General features: G+C 76.9%; 12 protein-coding genes. 3 read left to right on the forward strand and 9 right to left on the reverse strand.

The window, feature by feature from the left end; genetic code table 11:
- Window positions 1–178 precede the first annotated feature (178 nt).
- From ACFQ6N_RS07870 to ACFQ6N_RS07905, 8 genes are all read right to left on the reverse strand, one after another.
- Window positions 179–631, reverse strand: coding sequence for a MarR family winged helix-turn-helix transcriptional regulator (locus ACFQ6N_RS07870; RefSeq protein WP_380647650.1), 453 nt, complete (start codon window positions 629–631; stop codon window positions 179–181).
- 102 nt (window positions 632–733) lie between these two features.
- The gene (locus tag ACFQ6N_RS07875; protein WP_380647651.1) at window positions 734–2,677 is read right to left on the reverse strand and encodes a hypothetical protein; all 1,944 of its coding nucleotides are present in this window, start codon (window positions 2,675–2,677) and stop codon (window positions 734–736) included.
- Window positions 2,674–6,363, reverse strand: a complete 3,690-nt coding sequence (locus ACFQ6N_RS07880) for a DUF5682 family protein (RefSeq protein WP_380647652.1) — start codon at window positions 6,361–6,363, stop codon at window positions 2,674–2,676. The genes ACFQ6N_RS07875 and ACFQ6N_RS07880 overlap by 4 nt, the downstream gene beginning before the upstream one ends.
- Before the next feature lie 4 nt (window positions 6,364–6,367).
- Entirely contained in the window at window positions 6,368–7,588 is a 1,221-nt protein-coding gene (locus ACFQ6N_RS07885) for an AAA family ATPase (protein WP_380647653.1), read from the reverse strand.
- Window positions 7,585–12,678, reverse strand: a complete 5,094-nt coding sequence (locus ACFQ6N_RS07890) for a hypothetical protein (RefSeq protein WP_380647654.1) — start codon at window positions 12,676–12,678, stop codon at window positions 7,585–7,587. The genes ACFQ6N_RS07885 and ACFQ6N_RS07890 overlap by 4 nt, the downstream gene beginning before the upstream one ends.
- A complete protein-coding gene (locus ACFQ6N_RS07895) occupies window positions 12,675–13,532 on the reverse strand; it encodes a DUF4132 domain-containing protein (protein WP_380647656.1) in 858 nt (285 codons plus the stop codon). The genes ACFQ6N_RS07890 and ACFQ6N_RS07895 overlap by 4 nt, the downstream gene beginning before the upstream one ends.
- 359 nt (window positions 13,533–13,891) lie before the next feature.
- Entirely contained in the window at window positions 13,892–14,674 is a 783-nt protein-coding gene (locus ACFQ6N_RS07900; protein WP_380647657.1) for an ABC transporter ATP-binding protein, read from the reverse strand.
- A gap of 27 nt (window positions 14,675–14,701) precedes the next feature.
- The gene (locus ACFQ6N_RS07905; RefSeq protein WP_380647658.1) at window positions 14,702–15,718 is read right to left on the reverse strand and encodes an ABC transporter substrate-binding protein; all 1,017 of its coding nucleotides are present in this window, start codon (window positions 15,716–15,718) and stop codon (window positions 14,702–14,704) included.
- A gap of 118 nt (window positions 15,719–15,836) precedes the next feature.
- Here ACFQ6N_RS07905 and fhuB point away from each other — a divergent pair, with 118 nt between their 5' ends.
- From fhuB to ACFQ6N_RS07920, 3 genes are all read left to right on the forward strand, one after another.
- Window positions 15,837–18,107, forward strand: a complete 2,271-nt coding sequence (gene fhuB / locus ACFQ6N_RS07910; RefSeq protein WP_380647659.1) for a Fe(3+)-hydroxamate ABC transporter permease FhuB — start codon at window positions 15,837–15,839, stop codon at window positions 18,105–18,107.
- Between the two features lie 90 nt (window positions 18,108–18,197).
- Entirely contained in the window at window positions 18,198–19,379 is a 1,182-nt protein-coding gene (gene fes / locus ACFQ6N_RS07915; protein WP_380647660.1) for an enterochelin esterase, read from the forward strand.
- An 87-nt stretch (window positions 19,380–19,466) separates the two neighbouring features.
- The gene (locus ACFQ6N_RS07920) at window positions 19,467–20,333 is read left to right on the forward strand and encodes an MBL fold metallo-hydrolase (protein ID WP_380647661.1); all 867 of its coding nucleotides are present in this window, start codon (window positions 19,467–19,469) and stop codon (window positions 20,331–20,333) included.
- 43 nt (window positions 20,334–20,376) lie between these two features.
- Here ACFQ6N_RS07920 and ACFQ6N_RS07925 read toward each other — a convergent pair whose 3' ends face one another.
- On the reverse strand, window positions 20,377–20,925 hold the full coding sequence (locus ACFQ6N_RS07925) for a Uma2 family endonuclease (protein WP_380647662.1): 549 nt from the start codon (window positions 20,923–20,925) through the stop codon (window positions 20,377–20,379).
- Between the last annotated feature and the right edge of the window lie 17 nt (window positions 20,926–20,942).

Raw genomic sequence — 20,942 nt, forward strand, 5'->3', positions numbered from 1 at the left:
GACGGTCCCGGGCGGGACGGGCACGGCCTGCGGTGCGGCTTTCCGTGCCGCCCGGGTGCGACTCTGACGCGGCCTGCGGTGCGGCCTGCCGCGCGGCTCTGACGCCGCCCTGGGCGCTGTTACGGCCGGGGCCGCCTGCGGGCACCGCGGGTGCCGCAGGCTCCGTGGGCGTCCCCGGTCAGGCGCGGGCCGGGTCGAGCCCGGCGAGCGAGCCGACCAGCGGGGCCAGCTCGGGGACCTCGGTGGCCTGCGCCAGGGTCGCCTCCAGCACCGCGTCGTGCACCGGGCGGGCCGCCGTCAGCAGGTCGCGCCCCTCCGGGGTCAGCTCGGTGTAGATGCCGCGCCGGTCGTCCGCGCAGAGGTAGCGGCCCAGCAGGCCCCGGTCCTCCAGACGGCTCACCAGCCGGGTGGTCGCGCTGCTGCTCAGCGCCGCCGCGCGGGCCAGCTGCTGCATCCGCATGTGCCAGCCGTCCTGGCGCGACAGCGCGTCCAGCACCGTGTACTCGACCACCGAGAGCTTGCACTCGGCCTGGAGTGCCTTCTCCAGCGCGGCGTCGATCATCCCGTGCAGCGCGGCGAGCGTGCGCCAGCCACTGGCCCGGACCTCGGCCGCGTCGTCGCGGATCCCCATGGCGCGCCGTCCTTTCCGCTGCCCTGCGTGTTCGTGTCCCCTTCCCACAAGTATGCCAGTCGGCGCGTATTACCGGTCCCTGCAAATAGTTCGACTTATGGATCACCCCTCCCCGGTCCAGGCAGCCGAGCAGAGCGCGGCAGCCAGCTCCTCGGTGTACCAGGCGGCCGCCAGCCAGGCGGTGGCGAAGGCGTCGTGGTCGTCCGCGACGACCCGGCCGAACACGTCGCGCCGTTGGCCGGCCGCGGCGGCCCGCAGCCCGTCGAGGAGTTCGGCGGCGGTGGACAGCCCGGCGGCCCGCAGCAGGCCCCGGTCGGCCGCTGCCGTGGACTCGCCCGGCGCGAGGGCGTGCCGCCCGGTGGTGACCGTCTGCTCCACCCGGCGGCCGAGCACATGGACGGGTGGACCGTACGGCCCGGGGGCGCCGGAAGCCACGGCGTCCGGTCCGGTCAGTGCTCCGGGCTGCGTTCCGGGCGGGGCCGCCGGGGCCGCCGGGGCCGCCGGGGTCGCCGGTGCCGCCGGGGTCGCGAGGTCGGCGGTCTGGAGGCGTTCGAGGCCGAGGTTGACCCGGCCGGCCCGGTCGGCGGGGAGGGCCAGCGGGTCGGGGGCCTCCGGGGACGCGCCGATGGCGAGCAGGCGCAGCTCGGGCCGGTCCGCGCGCTCCAGGCGGCCGATCACCCGCAGCCGCAGGCCGGGCGCGGTGGCGAGCAGCGCCAGGTTCGCCCGGAACGGCAGCCCCGGGTGCTCGTGCGCCGCCCGCAGGGCGATCACCGGACCGCCTCCCGCGCAGCGGGCCGACAGCTGCGGCGCCCCGCCCGGACCGGTGGGGGCCGTGCCCAGCAGGGTGACGTCCAGGAACAGCAGATCGCTCCCGGCCGGCCGGCTCTCGTACGGCACGTCCTGTGCCGCGAGCGCCCGGGCCACCTGGGCGGCCGGCGGCTCGGCCCAGAGCCGGGCCGCCGGCGGCGCCGTCCACGCCGAGCCCGTCGCCCGGACGGCGCGGACGCCGGCACCGGCCCCCAGCCGGCCGGCGGCGGACCGGGTCGCGCCCTGCACCGCCAGCCCGGCGCGGCTGAACTCGCGGTGGCTGAGCGCGGCGTCGCCCAACCGGACCGTCCGGTTGCCCGCCCCGACCGCCTGCGGGGCGGCCGCCGCCGCGTCCTCGTGCGGCATGACCTCGGCGATCGTGCTGAGCCGCCCGTCGGCGTCCACCGCCCAGCTGACCGCGCCCGCGTGGGTGGCCGTCAGCACCGGCTCCGCGAACAGCCCGTGCAGCCGCAGGCCGCCCTCGTCCCGGTAGGTCTGGCGCGCGGTGCCGCGCAGCTCGGCGAGCGAGCCGGCGCCGGCGCCGGGGCCCGCCGTCAGGGCGGTGGTGAGGCCGAGCAGCTCGCGCAGTCCGGCCACCAGGTCCGCCAACCGGTGGTCGGGTGCTCCGGACCGGGCGGCCCGGACCCGCGTCACGACGGCGACGGCCGCCGCGGCCGGACGGTACAGGCCCGCGAGCCGGGCCCGGTGCGCCGCGCGCAGGAGCTCGGCCTGGGAGACGGCTCCCGCACCGCTCACCCCGGCGGCGAGTACGGCTGCCGCGGCCCGGTGGAGGTGCCGGGCGGCGTCGAGTTCGGGTGCGGTGAGGGAGTCCGGCGCCGATCCCCCGGGTGACGCGGGCGACGCGGCTGCTTCCTCGGGCGCGGCCGTCCCCGCTCCCTCGGCCGCCGCCGCTGTCGCCGCCTCCTCGGGGAGCCCCGCCGCCTCGGCGAGCGGGCAGAGGGTGACGGCGGCGGCCCGGTGCACACAGGCCGGGGCGAGCAGGCAGCCGCAGCGGACGTCCGCCGGATCGGCGACCACCCCGCCCGGGGCGCGCAGGACGAGCACCGACTCCTCGTCCACCTCCACCCGCCACTCGTCGCCCTCGCGGGCCACCGGACGGTCCGCCAGCTTCGCCGCCGCGCCGTCCAGCCGCTTCTGCAGCCGGGCGCTCAGGCCCGCCACCACCTCGGCGACCACCTCGGGCCGTACGCCCGGCCACACGTTCGTCCGCACCGTCATGCTCCTCGCACCTTCTCCCCCACCCAGCGGGCCAGTTCCAGCGGGCTCAGTGCCGCCACGGGCATGCCGGCCGCGACCAGCCGGCCCGCGACCGCCTTCGAATAGCGGGCCGTCCCGGTGTCGTCCAGCGCCGCGCAGCCGAGCAGGTGCACGCCGGAGTCCACCAGCGCGCGGGTCTGGGCCAGCAGCCCGCCGACCGGCCCGCCCTCCTCGAAGTCGCTGACCACCGCGACCAGCGTGCGGGACGGCACCGTCACCAGCTGCCGCGCGTAGCGCAGCCCGCTCGCGATGCTGGTGCCGCCGCCCACCCGCACCTCCAGCAGCAGGCCGAGCGGATCCTCCACCCGCTCCGTCAGGTCGAGGACCTCGGTGGAGAACGCCACGAAGTGGGTGCTCAGCGAGGGCACCCCGGCCAGGATCGAGGCCGTCAGCGCCGCCCAGACCGTGGAGGCCTCCATCGAGCCGGAGACGTCCACGACCAGGATCAGCCGCCAGTCGTTCGCCTGCCGGGCCCTCGTCCGGAACACCGGCCGCTCGGGCACGATCAGGGTGCCGCCCTCCGGCGAGGGACGGGCGGTGGCGAGGTTGGCCCGGATGGTCCGGTCCAGGTCCAGCCCGCCGCCCGGGCGGCGGGACGGGCGCGGCACGCTGATCCCGGTCAGGGCCGGGCGCAGCCTGGTCGCCAGCTCGCGGGTCAGCTCCTCCACCAGGCGCCGCACCAGCGGACGCAGCCGCGCCACCCGGGCCTCGGGCAGGCCGCCCGCGTGCTCCAGCACGGTGCGCAGCAGGTCGACGGACGGGCGGACGGCGGACGGATCCACCGCCGCCAGGACGTCGGTGCGGCCCTGTGCGACGGCCGCGGCGAGTACTTCCTCCCGAAGGCCCGGGCCGAACAGCGACTCCAGCTCCTCGGCCCACTCCCGCACCCCGGGGTAGGGGGCCTCGCGGCCGCCGCGCCCGCCCCGGCTGTCCAGGCCCGGGCCTGAGCCCTCGCCGTGGCCGCTGCCGTACAACTCGTCCAGGGCGGCGGCGAGCCGGGCGCCGCGGCCGCTCAGGCCGCCGGTGCCGGGGCGGCCGAGGAGCAGCCGCCAGCGCTCGGCCGGGGCGAGGGCGTGGCGGGCCGGGTCGGCCGGCCCGGGCCCGGTCGGCAGTGCCGGGGCGGGCGGCGAGGTCGGGGCGGCCGGCGGGGTCGGCCCGGGCGGCGCGTCCTGCGGTGTCGGGGGCAGCAGGCCGCGCCGGGCCAGCGCGGTGCGGGCGGCGAGGTCCGCCCGCACCCAGCCGGCGACCACGGCGGGGGCGGTCTCCTCCGGCAGGGCCGTGAGCCGGGTGCCCAGGCGTTCCTCGACCAGGACCAGCAGCCGGTCGCGGGCGGCCGGGCTCAGGGTGTCGAAGCCGCCGCGCAGCGCGGGCAGCCGGTCCAGGAACGCGGCGTCCGGCAGCGCGGTGACGCGTTCCAGCAGCGGTTCCAGTGCCTCCGGGGCGGAGTCGAACAAGCCCTCCGCCGCCGTCAGCAGCCCGACCAGCGCCCGTCCGAGCGCCTGCCGCGCCTCCGGGCCGGTCGCGCCGTCCACCCAGGAGGCGGCCCGACCGCCCAGCACCCCGGCGGGCTCCTGTCCGAGCAGGACCCGCACCGCCCCGGCCGCGCCGCGCACCAACGGACTCCCCCGCTCGGCGAGCCCGGCCAGGACGTACCCCAGCCGCACCCCGCCCAGCCGGTCCGCCCGCCGTACCAGCTCCACCAGCGCCCGGGCGTCCTGCGGATCGTCCGACCCGCCCAGGCCCTCCAGCTGCCGGACCGCGGCGACCGTCAGGACCTCCACCGCCGCCGGGGCGTCCGGCACCGTCGCGGTGGGCTCCCCCGTAGGGGTGCGGCCGGGGAAGTGGCCGGCGGTGAGGCGGTCGAGGAGGGAGAGCGCGTCGAGGAGCTCCGGAAGGGTGGCGGAGGCCGGGAGGGTGGTGGTGAGCTGGGTGAGGCGGGTCTCGGTGAGGGCGGGGAGGGCGCAGGAGGCGGCGGCGGTGAGGCCGTCGATGGTCTCGCGCGGGGTGGGGTCGCCGGTGAGGTGGGCCCGCAGGGCGCCTTCGGCGGCCTGGGCGGGGGTGACGCCGCGGGTGCCGGCGACGGTGAGCATGGCGGCGGTGGCGGGCGTCCAGTGGAGGCGCCAGCGGGTGCCGACGGTCTCGGTGCCGCCGGCGCCGGTGGTGGGGACGGGGTCGGCGTACGGGACGTCGCAGGCGCCGAGGCGGTGGAGCAGGACCTCCCGGCGGCGGTCCAGGGCGCCGCGCAGCGGGTCGAGGCGCAGCTCGCGCGGGCCTGGGTCGGCGGGGCCGGGGAGGCCGAGGTCGGCGAGGAGGGCCTCGACGGCGGGCGCGAGTCCGCTGCGCGGGGCGGCGGGGGTGGGGCGGCCGGTGCGGGTGCCGATCAGGACCTGTTCGAGGGCGCGGGCGACGGCCCGGCCCCGGCCGAGGGGTTCGCCCTGGGCGAGGACGGTCTGCACCGCCTCGACCAGTTCGCCTCGGCCGGGGGCGGCGTGGCCGCGCAGCCGGGCGAGGTCGCCGGCCAGCCGGACGATCTCGCGGGCGTCGGCCGGGCCGCTGGGGTGGTCCTGGGCCCGGAGCGCGGCACAGATCCGGACGGCGGTGGTGGTGAGCGCCTCGGCGAGCCGGTCGGGGTCGCCGCCGGCGTCGAGGACGGTGTGCTGCCACTCCGGGTCGCGGATGCCCGCCGGGTAGCCGGAGCGGGCGTCGAGCAACGGGTAGGTGTACGGGATCAGGGAGAGGACGTGGCCGGGGTCGTCCGGGTGCGGCGGCTCTTCGGCCGCGACGGGGCCGTCGAGCAGGGCGGGCGCGTGGAAGGCGCCGACCACGGCGGCGATCCGGCGCCCGTCGGCCGCGGCGGCCCTGATGCGGGCGCGCATCCAGGCCTCCCGGCGCAGGTCGTACGGGTCGACGCCGGGGCCGCTCTCGGCGTCGTGGCGCAGTGCCCAGCCGACCAGGAGGGCGGCGCGGCGGACGGCCTCCGGGGTGGAACCCGGGGCGGCCGTCTCGACCAGCCGGTCCCAGAGGTCCTCGTCGGATTCCCGGCCGGTGAGGCGGTGGCGCAGCGCCTCGGCGACGCCCGGGGTGCCGGGCGTGCCGGGCGTGCCCGGGGTGCCGGCGGTCTCCTCGCCGGCCGCCCGGCCCGCTCCGGCGCGGGCCGGGCGGTGGGCGAGCGGGAGGTCGCAGGCGATGGCCTGGACGCCGTTGCGCCGGGCCCACCGCAGGGCGGCGAGTTCCGGGGAGAAGTCGGCGAAGGGGTAGAAGGCGGGCCCGGCCGCCTCCTGGGCGCCGGACGGGGCGGCCGGCGCGGCCGCCAGGGCGACCGGCGCCTCGGTCGCCTCGTCGGCCAGCCAGTCCAGCCAGGGCTGGAACTCTGCGGGCAGTTCGACCAGCACCGCCTCGGGCCGGGCGGCGTCGAGCAGCGCGGGGACGACCGCGCTGAGGGACGGCGCGTGGTGGCGCACGCCGATCAGGTAGGGCCCCGGGCGGTCGGTGCCGGAGGCGGCCAGCCGGTCGGCCACGGACCGCACCGCCTCGTCCGCACCGGCCCGGACCGCGTCCCCGGGGACCGCGCCGCCGTGGGTCGCGTCGCCGTGGACCGCGTCGCCGCCGGTCGCGTCGGCCCGGGCGGGAGTCACCGCGCTGCTCATCCGCTCAGCCCTCCAGTGCCGGACGGAGGTCCCACAGGGTGCGCCAGGTGGCGGCGCCCTGCTCGGCGCGACGGCGGACCGGGCCGTCCCAGTAGCCGAGCAGCCGGGCGGCGTCGGCCGGGTCGTCCTTGCGGACGACGCCGAGCAGCTGGCCGGGGAGGCGGCCGAGCAGGTCGCCGCCGTCGGGCAGGTAGGCGGCGGAGACGCCGAGCGCGGTGGCCACCGAGACGGCTTCGGCGGTGCTCATCACGGTGGACGGGCGCTCGACGTCCCAGCCCTCGGTGGAGCGGCCGGTACGCAGGTCGCGGAAGGCCGTGACCAGGGCCTCCAGGACGGCGTCGTCCACCCCGTAGGCGGCGCCGGCCCGGGCGACGGCGACGGTGGACTGCCGCCGGACCAGGTCCACTTCGGCGGCGAGGCTGCCGATCGGGCCGACCGTCTCGAAGTTGAACCGCCGCTTGAGGGCGGCGGACATCTCGCTGACGCCCTTGTCGCGCAGGTTGGCGGTGGCGATCAGGGTGAACCCGGCGGCGGCGTGCAGCTGCCCGTCCGGGCTGCCCGCCAGCTCGGGGACGGCGATGCGCCGTTCGGAGAGCAGGGAGACCAGGGCGTCCTGCACCTCGGGCAGGCAGCGGGTCACCTCCTCGACCCGGGCGACCGCCCCGGTGGTCATCGCGGTGAGCACCGGGGAGGGCACGAGGGCCTCGCGGCTGGGCCCCTTGGCGAGCAGCAGGGCGTAGTTCCAGCCGTACTTGAGCTGGTCCTCGGTGGTGCCGGCGGTGCCCTGGACGGTGAGCGCGCTGGTGCCGCAGACGGCGGCGGCGAGCAGTTCGGACAGCATCGACTTGGCGGTGCCGGGCTCGCCGACGAGCAGCAGGCCGCGCTCCCCGGCGAGGGTGACGACGCAGCGTTCGACCAGAGCGCGCTCACCGACGAACTTGGGCTCGACGGCCAGGCTCCTGCGCCCGGCCTTGAGCTTCTCGCCACCGCTGCCCACCACGAAGGTGACGACGGCGCGCGGGGTGAGGCGCCAGCCGGGCGGGCGCGGGCCGCCGTCGTGCGCGGCCAGGAACTCCAGTTCGGCGGCGTACTTCTCCTCGGGCGGGACGATCTGCCGCTCGGCGGCGGCGACAGTGGCGGCGGTGGTCGCGCCCGCGGCGGTCGTGCCGGTGGCGGTGGTGCCTGTGGCGGTGGTGCCGGTGGTGGGGGTCTCGGTGGCGGTCATCGGCGGGCCTTCCTGCGCTTGCCGGTCTGGAGCTCTTCGTAGCCGGGGGTGTCGCCGTCGACGGTGCGCTGCCAGGCCCGGGCGAACAGCTCGGGGACGGGCACGGGCACCAGCACGGGCTGGTGGGTGGGCAGTTCGTACAGTGCGGCCTTCCAGGTCTCGGCCGGGAGGGCGGGGGACCTGGCCTCCTGCCAGCCGCCGGGCAGGAACAGGCCGCGACCGGCCCGGGACCGCTTGGCCTCCAGCACCAGTGCGGTGGCGGCGAGTTCGGCGCGGGCCCGCTTCAACCTGGCCGGCTTCCAGCCCGTCCAGCGGGCGACGTTGCGGTCGGTCGGGTCGGGCAGGGCGAGCAGTTGGAGGTAGAGCGCGGCCGCGTCCTCGCCGAGGCCGTGGGTGCGGGACGCCTCGGCGACCAGCTCGGGGGCGGACAGCTGCGGGTTCTGCAGCCAGGCCGGCGCGTCACCGGTGGGCTCCGCCCCGGACGCGGAGGCGGCCAGCCGCTCCGGTTCGCCGCGCAGGACGGATTCGATGGCGCCGCGCTCCAGGGCGAACAGGTAGCCTCCGGAGAGCCCGTCGAGCAGGTCGAGCAGCGGGTCGTCGGGGCCGGTGAGGGCGGCCGGTCGCAGCCAGACCCGCTCGTACGTCTCGTTCTGCGGGGTGAGGACGAGTGCCGGCCCGCAGCGGACCAGGCCGTCCGGGTCGGCCCCGCCCTCGGCCGGCAGGCCGAAGTGGGTGCGCAGCACGGCGGACAGCGGGGCGCCCTTGGTGGTGCTGACGAGGTCGAGGTCGAGCAGCAGCCCGGGGTCGGCCAGCCGCTCGCGCAGCGCGGTGGCGGCGCGGGGCAGCAGCGGGCGCAGCGGGCTGTCGGCGGGCAGGTGGTAGGCGAGCCAGCGCAGGGCGTCGACCGTCTTGTCCAGCTGGCCGGAGCCGGGCACCGCGCTCGGGTCCTCCGGGACGAGCCGTGGTACGGCCGGGTGCTCGCCGCTGAGCCGGAAGGCGGTGGTGCGGTTGAGCCACGGGGTGCGGGCGGGGTTGAGCACCTCCTCGATGGTGGTGACGGAGACGCCCTGGACGGTGGCCTGGGCCTCCTCGGGGAGGGTGACGAGCCGTCCGAAGTGCCGGATCCAGGCTTCGGCTCCGGCGGCCACGTCGGGGCCGTCGGTCCACAGCGTCTTCGGGTCGGCGGTCAGCAGGGCGCCCCAGACGGCGGCGATCCCCGTGTGGTCGTGTCCGCGCAGCCAGTTCTGGGCGGCCCGGACCTCGGCGGCCTTGAGGCCGTACTCGGCGGGCACCTCGGCGTTGCCCCAGTGCAGCAGCCCGGCGGGCGGGCTGAGCAGCAGGGTGGCGCGGGCGGTGCCGATGCCGGTGAGCTCGGAGAAGGCGGCGGCCCGGGCGGCGTCCCAGGCGACGGTGCCCTGCAGGGCGGCGACCCGCCGGAACGTGGCCGTCCAGGCCGCGTCGACCCGCTCCTCGGTGCCGCGCTCCTCGACGGTGGTGAAGTGCGCGACGGGGCCGAACCGCCCGCTCGGGTCGTGGTCGACGGCGAGCCAGTGGATCGTGCCGTCGGAGTACTGGCGCCGGTGGCCGAGGATGACGACGGTGCGGTCGCCGTGGCGCAGCACCTCGCCCTGGCGGTGGCTGTCCGGGCGGGCCTCCCTGGCCGGCTCGGGCCGCTCCGCGAGGACGATCTCGCGCAGGGTGGCGCCCCGGTCGGCGAGCGGGCCCTTGGTGAGTTCGCCGAACAGCAGGACCAGCGAGGAGCGGTGGGCCGGGCGGGTGAGCGGGGCGGCCACGGCGTGGGCCAGGACGTCGAGCCGGCCGAGCAGGTGCAGCCAGCCGTGGTTGCCGTCGCCGCCGTGCAGGGTGACTGCCGCCGGGGTCGTCCAGCCCTCGGCGGCCGCGGCGGGCGGGGCGGCGAGGACGGCGAGGACGGTGCGCAGGTTGTTGAGCACCCAGCAGCGCTCCGAGCTGCCCCAGCTGTTGCCGAAGCCGCCGACCTCGGGCAGGACGGCGCGCACGGCGTCGCGCAGTTCGTCGTCCAGGCCGTGGTCGGGCCGCCACTCGGCGGCCTTCGCCTTGTCCGGGCGCTCGGCGTCCGGCTGCGGGACGAACCGGGCGACCCCGTCCAGCAGGTCGGCCGCGGCGCGGGCGATCCCGGCGACGCCGGCCAGCAGCAGCGGGTGGGCGATCCCGGGCAGGGCGGTGCCGACCGCCTCGACGGGCAGGGTGTTGCGGGCCTCGCCCTGCCGGGAGAGCGGGCGCCGGACGCCCTGGACCGTCAGCCAGCGCTGCTCGTCCTCCGGGGCGGGTTCGGCGTCGACGGGCCAGGCGAGGTCGATCAGGCGCGCGGCCTGTTCGGTGGTCACGCCGCGCAGGGCGCGGGACCCGGCCTCGTCGCGCGGCCGCAGGGCGTGCCAGTGGTCGTAGGGCGGGACCAGCGCGGTGCCGGCCGCGGAGAGCTCGCCGGCGCGGCAGGGGCGCAGGTCGGTGGTGCGGTCCGTGCGGTCGGCGAGGTCGGGCAGGTTGAGGGCGAGGTGGTCGTTGCTGTCACGGCTGACCACCGGGCCGCCCTCGCCGGGCAGGGCGAGGCGGCCGACCGGGACGGTGTCCGGACCGGGGCGGCCGTGCAGCGGCAGGACGATGCGCTGCCCGTCGGCCGTGAAGGTGGTGACGGCGCGGCCGGGTTCGTTGCGCACCCAGCTGCCGAGCACGGTGCCGTCGGTGCCCAGCGGGGTGCCCTCCAGGCCGGGGCGCATCGGCAGCAGCCGGGCGTCGTCGGGGAGGAGCCGGCCGGCCTCGGCGGTGGCGGCGATCACGGGCGGCTCGGCGGCCCGGCCCAGGGCGCCGGTGGCCGGGTCGAGTTCGCGCAGGACGCGGCCGCCGTCCGAGGCGTAGCGCAGCGTCCAGTACCCGGTGCCGTCGCCGAGGACGCGGTGCTCCTCGGGCATCCGGGTGTCGCCGGGGTGCAGCGGGCGCTCGCCGGTGGTGCGGCCGCCGCCGGGCAGTTGGAGGGACGGCGCCTCCGGGGACCGCTCGCCGTAGTAGTAGCCGGCGATGCTCTGGCCGGTCAGTTCGAAGGTCTGGTCCGGCCGGCCGGACCAGTAGGCCCGCTGCTCGCCCTCCTCGTACCAGGCGACGAGGAGTTCGCCGTCGACGAGGCGCAGCCGGGGCCGGTTGCGGTTGCCCCGCGGCTGTGTGGGCACCCGCAGGGTGTGCTCCAGCAGGATGCCCTCCGGCCCGACCACGACGGCCCGGTCGTGGCGGGCGAGGACGAGGTACGGCCAGGCGTCCTCGACGGTCAGGTCGTCCAGGCCGCGGGTGCGGTGGCCGGGGGCGGTGACCGGGAGGGTGTCGGCGGCGGGCGGGTCGGCGAGCTTGGCGAGCGCCTCCTCCAGGGCGGGCCAGCCGAGTTCGTCCAGGATGCCGGCGCCGAGGGCCCGGGCGAGCAGTCCGGTGACGTCGAGGGCGGCGATCCGCTCGGCGGCGGCCGGGGCGACGGTGCGGATGGCGGTGCGGTGCTGGCTCAGCGAGCGGACCAGGTCGTCGGCGGCGGCCAGGCCGCGGGCGGCGGTGATCTCGTCGGCGCGGGCCTCGGCCCACTCCGCGAACAGCTCGCTGAGCAGCGGCAGCGCGGCGGACCGGTGCTTGACGGCGGTGTCCCAGGCGGCCGGGGCGGCGCGGCGCAGCAGCGGCCGGTAGCGGTCGTCGGCGGCGACGGCCGCGAGGCCGGGGCCGTCCGGGCCGCTCTGCTCGACCCAGTCGCGCAGGTCGAAGCCGAGGCCGGCCGGCGGGTCGGCCACCGGGACGCCCGCGGCCAGCAGGAGTTCGAGCAGGTCGAGCCGGGTGTGGCCGGCGCGGACGCCGGTGGCGAGGTCGACCGGGACGGCGTCGGCGTGCAGCCGCCCGACCATCCGGCGGGCCAGGGCGAGGGTGGCCGGGCAGCTGGGCCGGCTGCGCCAGCCGCGGCCGAGGTGGTTGCACCAGCGCTGGAGCCAGGCGGCGGCGGGCTCGGCGCCCTCGGCCCGGGGGCCGGTGAGCAGTTCCTCCGCGCCGGTCTCGGCGAGGACCGCCAGCCAGGCGGTGTCCTGCGGGGTCTCGGAGCCCGAGGTGGCCGGGTCGGGCAGCAGCTCCAGCAGCCGGGCCCGGACCTGCGCGTCCTCCGTGCCCAGCTCGATCAGCGCGCCGTGCCAGGACTTCCAGAAGGCGGCGGGCGCCCGGTTGACCGCCGGGGAGTCCAGCAGTTCGGCGAGCAGCGCGCGTTCGTGCTCGCCGCGGTCGAGCCCGGCGGCCCGGATCAGCGCGCGGGCGTCCTCGGCGACCCCGGCGTACGGGGCCATGCCGGCCGCGGAGCGCTCGGTGCACAGCTGGCGGAAGCGCTGCCAGGCGGTCAGCGGGTCGAGCCGCTGGGCGAGCTCCTTGACGTACTGGCGCAGGGACTTGACGGTGAGCGCGCCGGCCAGGGCGAACTCCAGGAAGACGGCGCGCAGCCGCTCCTCGTCCACCGTCAGGCCGTGGGTGCGCTCGGCCTCGCGGGCCTTGCCGAACCAGGCGGCGGCGTAGGTCTGGTTGCCGTGGCCGAGGAACGTCCGGCCGACCTCCTCGCAGAAGGTGGGCAGGAAGTGCGGGACGGCGCGGCCGAGACGGGTGGCGAGCTCGTCGAAGCCGTCCTTGGCGGCGCCGGGTTTGGCGGCGGCCTGGCGGCCCAGCCGCTCCATCTCCTTGACCAGGGCGAGCGCGTGGTGGCCGTTGGCCGGGTCGTGGACCAGGGCCCAGGCGGGGAAGCCGAGCGCCTCCTGGCGGACCTGGCCGACATCGGCGGGCTCGCCGTCCGGGGACAGGCCGAGGAAGTCGACGGCGAGGTCCTCGGCCCGGCCGAGCGTGCCGGGGACCAGCCGGACGATCCGGCGGCCGTCGAGCGCGGGGTGGGTGTAGGTGCGGGCGGTGAGGACGTCGGCGGCGCTGTCGGGGCGGCCGGCGTCGGGCAGGGTGCCGGGCGCCAGCACGGCGCCGGCGTCGAGCAGGGCCTCGGGCGTGGCCGCGGCGGCCGTACCGGCGGCGGTGGCGGTGTTGTTCGGGCCGGTGGTGGTCATGCGGCGTCCTCCCCTTCGATCGTGCGGCCGGCGTGCAGGGCGGCGGCCATCCGCATGCCCTCGGACCAGGCGACCGGCCCGACATCGGTGAGCGGCAGGGCCCGGCCGTCGGGGCCCGCCCAGCTGAGCGCCCCGGTCTCGCAGGCGTCGTACTCGTAGTAGTCGCCGACCCAGACCCGGGCCTCGACGGTGCGCCCGGCCTCGGTGATCGACTGGACGGCGGAACCGCCGCGGACCCGGCAGCCGAGCCGGTTGCAGCGGCCGACCAGCTCGCGCAGCTCGCGGTAGCGGCCGCCGGCGTAGGTGGTGACCTCGGTGCCGGCGGGCGGCTCCGCCGGCCGGTGCCAGACCTCGCGGTAGAGCTGCTGGACGCGCTGGGAGACGCCGAGTTCGACGGCGAACTCGCGCAGCTCGTCGAGGTCCTCCAGGAGGACCGGGTGGGGTATCAGGACCTCGCCGTCGAGGAGGCGGACGGTGTCGCCGTCCAGGTCGACCAGGCCGAGGCCGCGCTCGGCGTCGGCGCCGCGCAGGAAGCCGGCCACCGAGCCGTCGGGGCCGGTCACCACCAGGTCGCGCAGCACGGCCTGCCAGGCCTCGTCCGGCCACACCGCGGTGAGCAGCGCGGCGGGCACCGGCAGCGAGCGCACCATCCAGCGCTCGACGTCCTCCTGGCAGCCCCGCTCGTGCGCGGACAGCCACTCGGCGAGCTGCTTGAGCTGGGTGACGACCGGGTCGTCACCGAGCTTCGACGGTACGGACTTCAGGTCGCGGCCCGCCGCGTTGCGGCACACCACCCTGCCGTCCTCGCCGAGCGCGACGCGGTACCCTCCCGCGCCCGTCTCCACCCATGCCACGGCCGTACTCCTCCCACCGGGGAACCACCCGGGAACCACGTCTCGATCGCCTGCTGACCAGCGATGCGAGGAACGTAGCGAGGCCCACTGACAACGCGGTGGGCGGGGTGGAGTCGGCCGGGGGCGTGGGGAGTTGAAACCACTCGAACGAGTGATCGATCAGGTGGGCGGGGTGGAGTCGGGCGGGCCCGGAGCCCGGAAGCCCCGGGCCCGGAAAGCCCGAAGGCGGCACCGCCCGGGAAGGACGGCACCGCCTTGACGCGGAACACGGCGCGCCCGGGAACGGGCGGACCCGGGAGCCCCGCGACGGACCCGGGAGCCCCGCGACACCGCGCCCCCGGACCGCCGCCGCGCGGCCGTCAGCCCAACGGCGCCCGGGGCACGATCACCGGCGCGCCGTCGCCCGGCGCCGTCAGCACGTGGCTGTCGATGTCGTACAGCGCCCGCACCAGCGGCGCGTCCACCACCTCGCGCGGCGGCCCGCAGGCCACCACGGCGCCGTCGCGCAGCGCGACCAGCAGGTCCGCGTAGCGGGCCGCCGCCGCGAGGTCGTGCAGCACCATGACGACCGTCCGGCCGCCCGCGGCGACCTGCCGGACGAGCTCCAGCACCTCCACCGCGTGCCCGAGGTCGAGCGCGCTGGTCGGCTCGTCGAGCAGGACGACCGGGGTGTCCTGGGCGAGCACCATCGCGAGCCAGCAGCGCTGGCGCTGGCCGCCGGAGAGCCGGTCGAGCCGGCGCTCGGCGAGGTCCTCGACGCCGGTGGCGCGCAGGGCCTCGGCGGTGAGCCGCTCGTCGTCCGGCGACCACTGCCGGAACAGGCCCTGGTGCGGGTGGCGGCCGTAGCGGACGAGTCCGGCGACGGTGACCGCCTCGGGCGCCTGCGGGCTCTGCGGCAGCAGGGCGACCCGGTGGGCGGCCTGCCGCGGGCGCAGCCGCCAGACGTCCTCGCCGCCGACCAGGACCCGTCCGCCGTCCGGCCGGTGCAGCCGGGCCACGGCCCGCAGCAGGGTGGACTTGCCGCACCCGTTGGGTCCGACCACCGCCACCACCTGCCCGGCCGGGACGGTGAGGTCGACCCCGCCGAGCACCGGGCGCCCCGGGCCGTAGCCGGCGGTGAGCCCCTCGATCGTCAACTCCATGACTGCCTCCCCCGGTCCGGCGCCCGCTCAGCTGCCGCCGAGGGCCTTGCCGAGGTCGCCGATGACGACGTCGGCGGCGAGCGGGCCGCCCCGGGTGGACCAGACCGAGCCGTCCACCGTCACGGCGTGGTTGTTCTTCACCGCGTTCAGCTCCTGGTAGGCGGGCTTGGACTGGACGTCCTTGAGCGCGGACTTGCCGTCGTCGGTCAGGGTGGACAGGAACAGCCAGTCGCCGTCGATCTCGGAGAGCTTCTCCAGGCTCAGCGCCGGGCTGTGCGCGTTGCCGTCCTTGTCCTGGGCGGCCGGGCGGGTGAGGCCCATGTCGAGGGCGACACCACTGGCGAACTGCTTCTTCTCCATCCAGCTCGGACCGGTCGGGTTCCAGCGGACGATGGAGACGGCGGCGCCCTTGTTCTTGGTGAGCTCGCTGCCGGCCTTGGCGGCCTTGGCGTCGTAGTCGCCGATCACCTTGTTGGCCTGGTCCATCTTGTTGACGGCGTTGCCGATGCCCCGGAAGGCGAGCTTCCAGTCGTCGGTGGGGGCCATGGTGACCAGGGTCGCGGGGGTGATCTCGCGCAGCTGCTTGAGCACCTGCTCGTCCTGCATGTCGCCAGCCAGGATGAGGTCGGGCTTGGCGGCGACGACCTTGTCCATCACCGGCTGCAGCAGGTTGCCGACCACCGGGATGCCCTGGACCTTGTCCTTCAGGTACGCGGGCGGCTCGTTGAGGCCCTGTCCGTTGGTGATGCCGACCGGCTTGACGCCGAGGGCGAGCACCGCGTCGAGGTCCTCCTGGGTGAGGGTGACGATCCGCTTGGGCTCGGCGGGGACCTCGACGGCCTTGCCGGTGGCGTCCTTGACGGTCCGCTTGTCACCGCTGGCGCCGGACTTGTCCGCCGCCGGGGAGGCGGCCGCGGAGGAATCGGAGGAGGACGAGCCGGAGGAACCGCAGCCCGTGAGCAGGAGGGCGGCCGCCCCGGTGACGGCCAGCGCCTGGGCCGCGCGGCGGCGGACGGGGCTGAGCGGGCGACGGGCGAACGGCATGGGTGCCTCCGGGCAACGGTGGTACGGGAGTTGAGCGACTCACGGGAAGTCCGACGGGACGGGGGCGTCCGACGGCCCGCCCGAGGGGGCGGCTCGGCCATTAGGTTAGCCTTACCTTATGACATTGTCGCAAGCGGGCGTCCACGAAGCGTCCTCGGCCGCCGCGCCGGCCGCCCCGTCGCCCGGACGGGGGCCCCACCCGGAGGACCGGCCTCACGACCCGTCCGAGGACCGACAGGAAGGCCCGCCCGGCGACCGGAAGGAGGGCCCGCCCGGGAGCCGCCCCCAGGGGCGCCGGGAGGGCGTCCGCCGCACCTGGCCCTTCGTCGTCGGAGCGCTGGCGCTACTGCTCGCCCTGGCCGCGCTCTCACTGTCGGTCGGCGCGGGCGAGGTCGGCGCCGGGCGGGTGCTGGACTACCTGCTCGACCGCGGCGGCGCCCGCGCCGACGGCCGGCTCGCCCTGGTCGTCGGCGACCTGCGCCTCCCGCGCACCGTGACCGCCCTGCTGGTCGGCGCCGCACTCGGCGTCGCCGGAGCCCAACTCCAGTCCGTCACCCGCAACCCGCTCGCCGAGACCGGCCTGCTCGGCGTCAACGCCGGCGCCTCGCTGGGCGTCGTGCTCGGCATCGCCGTGCTCGGCGTGCAGACCTCGTACGGGTACCTCGCCTTCGCCTTCGGCGGCGCCGTGCTCGCCAGCACCCTGGTCCTGCTGATCGCGAGCAGCCGGGGCGGCGGGTCGCCGATGCGGCTGGTGCTGGGCGGCTCGGCGGTCGGCGCCACCTTCGGCGGCCTCACCGGCGTGCTGATCGTCAACTCGCCCGAAGCATACGATCGTTACCGGGTCTGGGTGCTCGGCTCGCTGTCCGGCGTGGAGGGCTGGGAGACCCTGGGCAGGCTCGCCCCCGTCCTCGGTGTCGGCTTCCTGCTGGCGCTGCTCACCACCCGGCCGCTCACCGCGCTGGCCCTCGGCGACGACCTCGCCCGCGGCCTCGGCCACCGGCCCGGCGCCACCCGGGCGGCGGTCGCCGTCACCGTCACCCTGCTGACCGCCTCGGCCGTCGCGCTGGCCGGGCCGATCTCCTTCCTCGGCCTGCTCGCCGGATTCCTCGCCCGCTCCGTCGCCGGCCCCCGCGTCGGCCGACTCACCCTGCTCGCCGCGCTGTTCGGCGCCGCCGTGCTGACCGGCGCCGACGTACTGGCCCGGGTGGTGGCCCGCCCGTTCGAGGCGCCCGTGTCGGTGATCGTCGCCCTCGTCGGCGCCCCCGCCCTGATCGCGATCGTCCGCTCCCGCCGCTCCGCCGCGCTCGCCATGGCCGACCCGGCCGAGCCCGCGCCACCCGTGCGGCACGCCGAACCGCCCACCCCCAAGCCGGACCTGGCACTGCGGTACGGGATCTGGTCACTGCTGCTCCCCCGCCGGACCATGCTCGCCTCACTCGGCCTGGCCGCCGCGCTGCTCGCCGCCGTCGTGGTCTCCGCGCACGCCGGGCAGAGCGAACTCGGCCTCGGCCGCACCTTCCAGGCCGTCTTCGGCTACGGCGAGCGCCTGGACGTGCTGCTGGTACAGAAGTTCAGGCTCGGCCGGATCGTCGCCGGACTCGCCGCCGGAGCCGCGCTCGGACTGGCCGGCTGCCTCACCCAGACCCTCGCCCGCAACCGCCTCGCCACCCCCGAACTCCTCGGCGTCAACGACGGCGCGACCGCCGCCGTCCTGATCTCCGCCACCGCCTCGGGCACCTTCGGCGCCTGGTGGGCCGGGCCACTCGGCGCGCTCGCCGCCGTGCTGGTCGTCACCCTGGTCTCCGGCGGGCTCGGCGCGCGCGGCTACCGGGTCCTGGTCGTCGGGCTCGCCATGTCCGCGCTCGCCTCCGCCGTGATCCAGGTCGCGCTGGCCCGCCGCTCGCTCAACTCGGCCGGATCGCTGTACATCTGGACCTCCGGCAGCCTCAACGGCCGGGACTACGCCGTCGCCACGCCCGTGCTGATCGGGCTGGCGGTGCTGGTGCCGCTCGCCCTGGCCACCGCCCGGCGGCTCGCCGTGCTGCGCTTCGACGACAGCGTCGCCTCCGCCCTCGGCGTCGACCCCGGCCGGGTCCGGCTCGTCTGCCTGCTGCTGGCCGTCGCCCTCGCCGGGCTGGCGGTCGGCGTCTGCGGACCGGTCGGCTTCGTGGCACTGGCCGCACCCGTCCTCGCCGGGCGCCTGGCCGGGCCCGCACGCGTACCGGTCCTCGGCTCGGCGCTCACCGGTGCCCTGCTCGTCGTCCTCGCGGACACCCTCGGACGGGTGCTGATCGGCGGGGTGGAGATCCCCGTCGGCATCGTCACCACCGTCCTCGGCGGCCCCTTCCTGCTCTGGGTGCTGCTCGGCCGCAAGGGCAGCACCGTCTGACCTCCCGCCCGAACCCCGACCGCGCCCCCCTCGCCCCGCCCGCACGCCCCGTCCCACGTCCCGCACCGCGCGCCCCCAGGAGCCCGTACCGTGGCAAACCCGCCCGCCGTCACCACCGACCCGACCGACCCCGCCTACCGCCTGGTCACCTTCACCCACCGGGACGAGGAGTGCGACGGCGTCCTGGCACTACTGCACACCGTGACCGACAAGGACCGCCACGCCGGCGACCTGACACCGCACCTGATGGAACGTCAGGACGACGGCCTGTGGTCGATCACCTACCGGCTGCGCGCCGACCACCGGGCGTCCTACCAGCTGCACCCGTTCCGGGGCGAGGCCCCCGGAACGGCCCGCCCCGACTGGCTGCACGTCCTGGACCACGCCCGCCCCGACCCGTACGACACCGAGCCCCGACTCCCCGCCCCCGACGGCCGCCACCCCTCCTCGGTGCTCAGCCTGCCCGACGCGCCGGCGCAGCCGTACGTCCGGCGGCGGGAGGGCGTGCCCCGGGGCCGGACCGTCGCGCACACGGTCGCCGGCCGCCGGGTGGACGTCCACCTCCCGGCCGGACACGGGGACGGCCCGCAGGCCGGGGACGGCCCGCACCCGGTGGCGGTGCTGCTCGACGGGGACATGTGGGGCGACGTACTGTCCGTCGGCGACACCCTCGACAACCTCGCCGCGGACGGCGCCGTCCCGCCCACCGTGGCCCTGCTCGTGCACACCATGGGCCCCGGCCGACCCGACGACCTCAGCTGCAACCCGGCCTTCGTCGACCTGCTCGCCGACCGCCTCCTCCCCTGGGCGGCCCGGGAGTTCGGCGCCACCACCGACCCGGCGGCCACCGTGATCGCCGGCCAGAGCGCGGGCGGGCTCACCGCCGCCTACGCCGCGTACCGGCGCCCCGAACGCTTCGGCAACGCGCTCTCCCAGTCCGGCTCCTTCTGGTGGCCGGACACCACGGAGTTCGACGAGGGCAGCGAGTGGCTGACCCGCCAGTTCGCGGCCGAGGAACGGCGGACGGCCCGCTTCTACGTCGAGGTCGGCCTCCAGGAGTGGATGCTGCTCGCCCAGAACCGGCACCTGCGGGACGTCCTGACGGCACGCGGCTACGACCTCGCCTACCGCGAGTTCAACGGCGGCCACGACTACGCCTGCTGGCGCGGCGGGCTGGCGGACGGACTGACCCACCTGCTGGGGCCGGCCGGCTCACCCGAACGGGGCAAGCAGGGCGAGGCCTCCCGGCGACCCGGCGACCGGACCGCCTAGCCTCTGGACGGAGCCCGCCCTCCGGAACGAACGGATGTTCCGGGGGCGTCCGGACCGTCCGGAGCGGGTGCCCCACAGGAGATGTCCATGGCTGTCGGTGTGCCGGTCCCCCGCCCCCTGGAGGCCCGGTGGATCCACGGGTCCCCGTCGGCGAAGCACGACACGGACCCGGAGCTCCAGGTCCACGCGTACGACGAGCACACCGTCATCCTGCGGCAGAACAAGGCGGTCCACTACGAAGCACCGTTCCTCTACCTGCTGTTCGGCGCCGAACGCGCCCTGCTGCTCGACACCGGGGCCACCGCCGAGGCCGAGTTCCTGCCGCTGCGCGCGGTGGTCGACGGGCTGATCGACCAGTGGCTCGCCCGCAACCCACGCGACGGCTACGAACTCCTCGTCCTGCACACCCACGACCACGAGGACCACGTCGCGGGCGACGGCCAGTTCGCCGACCGTCCCGCGACGACCCTGGTGGGCGCCCACCCGGCGGAGGCCTGGCCGTACTTCGGCTTCGACCGCGACCCCGGGGCGACGGCCCCGGTGGACCTGGGCGGCGGACGCGTCCTGGAGTGCCTGGCCACACCCGGGCACCACGCGTCGGCGGTGACCTACTACGACCCGTGGACGGGCTTCCTCCTCACCGGGGACACCGTCTACCGCGGCCGGCTCTACATCGACGACTGGCCGGCCTTCCGCCGCACCGTCGAACGCCTCGTCGACTTCACCGCCACCCGGCCGGTGACGTACGTGCTCGGCTGCCACATCGAGATGACGAGCCGCCCCGGCGTCGACTACCCCGTCCGCACCACCTACCAGCCCGACGAGCCGCCCCTGCAGCTCACCCCCGCCCACCTGGGCCGGATCCACGCCGTCCTCACCGGCCTCGGCGACGAACCGCGCCGCCACACCCTGCCGGACCTCATCCTCTGGCCGGAGGGCGAGGAGGAGGACTGAGGACGGGGGAACGGGGGCCGGGGCCCCGGCCCGGGACGTGCGGTCAGTCCCGGTACGGGACGAGCCGGGACAGGTCCAGCTCGAAGCCGAACGGCTCCGGGATGCGGACGGTCTCGCCGAACTCCCTTTCCGTCCTCGTGTGGTAGCGGTCGCGGTTCGGCTCGGAGAACAGCGTCACGGTCTTCTGCCTCGGGTCCACGATCAGGTAGAGCGGGAGGCCCATCCGCGGATAGTCGCGGACCTTGCCGCTCCAGTCGTTGTCGGGATTGGACGGCGAGACGATCTCGACCGCGATCAGCGCCACGTCGGCGGGGATCTCACGGCCCAGCTCGATCACGTCCTCGGGCAGGTAGGTGAGGTCGGGATTGCGGACCGAACCGACTGCCGGGGAGGACAGGTCGCTGTTCCCGGACGGGAAGTACCCCGTCGGACAGTGCGCCTCGAACTGGCGCTGGACGATGGCCAGGTCGAGCTGGTGGATCGAGGACGGCGATGCCTGCATGACGATGACGTCGCCGGACAGCTCGACCTTGAAGCCGTCCGGGAGGCTGCGGCGGGCCTCTTCGAGCAGGCGGTAGTGCTCAGGATTCATTCGGACTCCTCCGGTGC

This window comes from Kitasatospora sp. NPDC056446, assembly GCF_042796115.1.
Taxonomy (GTDB): Bacteria; Actinomycetota; Actinomycetes; order Streptomycetales; family Streptomycetaceae; genus Kitasatospora.